The sequence below is a fragment of the Sphingomonas epibiotica genome, from assembly GCF_039615155.1.
GTDB lineage: Bacteria > Pseudomonadota > Alphaproteobacteria > Sphingomonadales > Sphingomonadaceae > Sphingomonas.
In genome coordinates this window covers 1-2608 of sequence record NZ_JBDGHY010000026.1, presented here as the reverse complement: position 1 = coordinate 2608, position 2608 = coordinate 1, and the positions used below count along the sequence as shown (strand labels likewise).

Below are 2608 nucleotides of genomic sequence, written 5' to 3'. Positions count from 1 at the left end.
GCCACCGCGTCACGCTTGAACGCTTCGCTGAAATTCGCCTTCCCCATCATCGCCTCCTGTCCTCAAAATTAGGATCGAAGGCGTCCAGAAATCTAGGGGCTACTCATTACGTACATTTTGATTGAGTATCACTACCAGACACGACCGACGTCGTGTCCCGCTCAACTCGAATTGGCATCGCGGCAGTCTCGATAACGGGGCTAGCATATTCCAAACCGGAAAAGATAAGCGGCTGTAGCTTATAAGCGATCTCAACGAACATGACGGGCTGATCGACACCCGCAGCGATTTGATTATCGGCAGGCCCCATGCCCAGGACAGCCTTGCCCCGTTCTCCGTCATTCTCGATGCCCCACGACGATCGGTGCGGAAGCGATCCATAGCATCGCTGCCAGTGAAGCCATTGGCCCCCGTCCTGGTTCAGTTCCACGCTGGTTAGGATTACCCGCCCCCGCTTCTTCAGATCAAGTTCGGACTGCTGAACGCTGGCGCTCAATAAAGCGTCGTTGATTTGACGTTCGGTAACCTTTTCCGGGCCGCTCATGCCCATATTGCCGAGCCTGCCGGCGTTGTCAGCGATAAGGAGGGCCGCTTGGCTCAGACGCTGGCGTTGCAGCGCGATATTGGCGAGTTCAAGCAACCCGAGGATCGCGAATATCATCAATGGGAATGCCAGCGCGAATTCGATGACCGTAACGCCATGCCGCGCGCGGGCAAATTCCTGAAAACGAACGCGTATCACAGGCAGGTCCGTTCCGGCTTGGGTAGCTGCTGATCGAATGGCTGGTTACGTAACGCCGTCCTGGCTTCGAGTTTGCCCGTCCTCGTCCAATTCAGGACCCCGGTGGTCGGCAACCGATCGTAATCAATTGCCGCTGTGAAAACTACAACGTCGCGAGCACCGCCATCGCTGTCGTTCACGCCGGCCTCGTCCCAAGTCCCGTTGTTGTTGCCGTCCTCGAACACTTCCTTGTTGTCGCAACGGCCATTGCCGTTTGCGTCCACAAAAAACTCCTTGCCGGTAGTTGCGCCGGCATAATCCCGGAAGACTTTACGACTAAACGATACGTTGGCTGTCGGCGCCAGCCGACGGACCATATCCAAGACCCGATTCTCCAGCAGGGCCCTCTGTTCGTTTGAACTCGCGGTCTCCATAGTTCGAGAACGGCCAACCCGCTGCATCTCGCCTTCCAGCACGGCTTTAACATAGGCGGTATAGCCAATTTCCATTCCGCCGAGCACGAGGAATAGGAAGACTGGCATGACGAGTGCAAACTCCATTGCACTTACCCCGCGTTTTGTCGCCTTGAAACGACGAGCAGCTGATGAAGGTGACGCTGTCCAGGACGGAAGATTGTCGTTCATTTGACGAGCCGCAATTGGGAGATACGACCAGCAATATTACTGAACGCTTCGCGCAACTGGGCGGCATTCTTCGCCTCAAAGGCATGGTCGGGGTTCGCGCAGTCGGACAGAAGCGATGTCAGCGACGTTCCGAAGGCGATGACCCATACCGTGATACCCTTCGCGCGCGCCACTTCGCATAGGCTGGAGAGACGACGCTCGACGATAGCATTCTGTTCTGGCGCGGTAGGCAGGCGACTGGCGGGCGTTCGGCGGCGATCCAGCGCGGACAGTCCATAAGCATCATAGTCACCAATATTGGTCTCTGTCTGACCATCGGTCATGAAGATCAGGTGGCGTGCGACCTTGCCGGTCGAAGGTGCCTGGTTCTCGCTCGCAAAAATTCCCTGTGCGGATAGAAGTCTCAGTCCCCATAGGAAGCCTATATCATGATAGGTAAGGCCTGCGGGTTTGAGTTGGTTGAGGTAGCTGTTGAGCGTCGATGCGTCGACGGCTTCCAGCTTGCGGGCATAGGTCGGACAGGCGGCGCGAAGCGTCGGACTTGCGCTCGGCGTGGCATAGTTTGCACTTGATCGGACGGTCGTGGTCGGCTGACCCCAACTCGCCGCCGGTAGCGTATCTTGATTGGTTTGCTTGCGCGAATAGATCAATCCTGGCAGCATCGGACGCCACTGCGTCGCGGGTACGCGGTTTGTCGGGACACCGTCTACATCTAGATCGTAACCGGCTGCCGCCGTACTTGCGTTATCGCCGCCGGTTTGCCGCTCTTCAATGCAAGCGTTTCCTTGATCCCATCTCACGTCACGCGACTTATAACCGTCCGCAATCATGACGCTGAACGTTCCGCCTGATAGCGATCCATCCGCTTTCACACTTCGAAGGGTGCCAAGGCCATATTCCACCGGTTTGTATTTCCACCAGATTCGGTCCGAATAGGTAACCTGTCCGGCGTTGGGATTAGGTCGCTGGGTTACCGTCTGTTCGTCTGTGTAGGAATTGTAAGTGTTTTCCGTGACCGTGCAGACGTTATTAGCTAATTTTGCAATATTCTCGGTACCGCTCCTGACCCGGGTTTCGGTCCACGATTTCGATCCGTCGGATGCGCTGGTCTCCGGCCCTTTTGTCGTCTTGGACGAGAGCTTATTCGCCGGAGCAACGCAGTTTTCCGGCGGAATGGTATAATTCCTCGTGGAGCTGGTTCCACTGACATACCGCCAACTCGACCATGACGTAGTCGTGTCGC

General features: G+C 56.4%; 3 protein-coding genes. All 3 read right to left on the bottom strand.

Annotation, left to right across the window (positions count from 1 at the left end; genetic code table 11):
* Nucleotides 1–106: 106 nt before the first annotated feature.
* Nucleotides 107–742 (bottom strand): TadE/TadG family type IV pilus assembly protein, encoded by a 636-nt coding sequence (locus AAIO73_RS20100; RefSeq protein WP_345880563.1) that lies wholly within the window; start codon nucleotides 740–742, stop codon nucleotides 107–109.
* Complete coding sequence (locus AAIO73_RS20095) at nucleotides 739–1365, bottom strand: TadE/TadG family type IV pilus assembly protein (RefSeq protein ID WP_345880561.1); 627 nt, start codon at nucleotides 1363–1365, stop codon at nucleotides 739–741. Before AAIO73_RS20095 ends, AAIO73_RS20100 begins: the two co-directional genes overlap by 4 nt.
* Nucleotides 1362–2608, bottom strand: a 1247-nt coding sequence (locus AAIO73_RS20090; protein WP_526023833.1) for a vWA domain-containing protein, incomplete at its 5' end; no start/stop codon positions are given. The genes AAIO73_RS20095 and AAIO73_RS20090, both read right to left, overlap by 4 nt.

Bases quoted from the DNA above. Each gene is read 5' to 3' on its own strand.
- AAIO73_RS20095 (WP_345880561.1), bottom strand. From the start codon at position 1,365: ATGAACGACAATCTTCCGTCCTGGACAGCGTCACCTTCATCAGCTGCT.